This is a genomic window from Pseudomonas sp. MWU12-2020 (assembly GCF_023100605.1).
In the GTDB taxonomy this organism is placed as follows: domain Bacteria; phylum Pseudomonadota; class Gammaproteobacteria; order Pseudomonadales; family Pseudomonadaceae; genus Aquipseudomonas; species Aquipseudomonas fluorescens_H.
The window spans coordinates 1-1,913 of sequence record NZ_JALMEX010000034.1 but is presented as its reverse complement, the minus strand read 5'-3'; the positions used below and the strand labels follow the sequence as shown (position 1 = coordinate 1,913).

The 1,913-nt window shown below is 55.9% G+C and carries 1 pseudogene; it reads left to right on the top strand.

Annotated elements, in window-relative coordinates:
- Positions 1–1,636, top strand: a pseudogene (locus M0814_RS28870) (Ig-like domain-containing protein); the annotation flags it as partial.
- Positions 1,637–1,913: the final 277 nt, after the last annotated feature.

Genomic DNA, 1,913 nt, shown 5'->3' with positions numbered 1-1,913 from the left:
CTGGATCAAGGAGAACAACGGCGACAGCGCACTCAACCCGCTGCTGGTCAAGGACACCTTGACCGCCGTGGTGCCGGACAACCCCGAGTTGCGGCCAACTGATGAAATCAGCGTCACGTGGACTGGCGCACAGGGTACGCCCGCAGGCGGTTCGCACACCTCTGTTCCTCGGCCGCTGGGCAGCAACCGGGAGTTTGCGATTCCGAATAGTGTGGTCGCGTTCAACCTGAACAAAGATGTGAAGGTGTCCTACGTCGTCATCCGCGACGGCAAGCCGCTGCCGTCCCTCGTCTTTGATTTGACTGTGTTGAGCATGCCGCAGAATGAGCTGCTCAAACCCATCATCAAGGACGCGGACAACAACGGCGAAGGCCCGGAGTTCAATGTGGGCAAACTGACCGCCAATGCGATCTACCGCATGGGCATCTGGCCGTTGATTGCCCCACTCCAATATGTCTGGCTGCGCCTGACAGGTACAAACGCTGATGGCAGCGACTACAACCTTCAGATCCATACGGCACCCGGCTCATATGTCACCGACGGGTGGATCACGCAAGGTTATTTAGAGCGCAACATTGCCCTTGCAGGCTTGAGAAACCTGAAAGATGGCAGCACGCTGACCATGGCATTCAAAGCCGCGTTCGGCAAAGACCCGAATGAGAGTCTGGCCGTGCCCTTCCCTGTGCGTACCTACACGGTCAGAGCGCTTGTCGAAGTACGGCCGGACATTACACGTGTCGAAGGCTCCAAGGGCGAGATCTCTGAAGGCGGCGAGACCGAAGACACGACAATCACACTGACCGGCACGGCAAGCCTCGGTCAACAGGTCCAGATCAAGGACGGTACGACGATCATAGAGGATGCCACCGCCGACGCCTCCAGCGGCATCTGGACGCTTGTCATCTCGGGACTGGCCGAAGGGTGGCACATTTTCACGGCGACCGCCCTGTACGGTAGTGGCCAGGAGTCAATCCCTCGAAGCTTGGAGGTTGTGAGTGAGCGGCCTGTAATTAAACGAATGACAGACGCTGCGGGTGGGCCGATCGACGATCTCGGAACGACAAACTATACCTCCGTGAACCTGGGCGGCACGGCGGCCGCTGGTCAGCAGGTGCAGATTCTCGATGGGACGACGGTGAAAAAGACCGAGGATGTCGATGACAGTGGTAACTGGACGGCTTCACTCAGCGAACTCGCACTGGGGGATCATTCAATCATCGCCAAGGCAACCTATGGCACCCTCCCAGCGTCCGCAGAATGGAGATTCACAGTAACCCCTTATGAGTTCAGTGCGACCATAACCGACCTATATACACATAAAACTTTTGGTGGCCCCGGTATCCGCCATGCCCCTGACTCCACCATCAAATATGACGACGATGTCCGCGATACGTTTCTTTCCATGCGCTTCACTATTGCAGGACCAGCAGGCGCATTTCCGGCGGTATCGCGGCCATACGTAACTTCATACGCCCCGGTCGGCGGGGAGTATCTAACCTTGCCAATTCCCGGGCCGGGGTCATACACCGTCGCATTTCCCCGATCGAAGTTCATAGGGTATAACAACGTAAGATTCGCTGTCTTCGACGTAAACCTCGTGTTTCGAGCAAATGTCGGCTTATACATAAAATTTTGAATCAACGTTCCACTACAGGCGTCTCTCCTTGATCGGAAGACGCCTTGTCGTGTGCCTACACGGTTTTCACCTGATCGCTAACCGGCTCTTCACTTCCGAGATTTCAGTCGCTGAAATCAAAAACCTGAGTTAAAAATCAGGGACGGGTTCAATTACCCGTCCCTTTCGTTTTTCGCACTTCGAGCATGTTACCACTCGTCGCAAATACGCCCCCACCTGTAATTTCTGACAGTAGCCAACCCGCCTCACCTGAGCCTTAAATCCCTGTGCCGCCCCT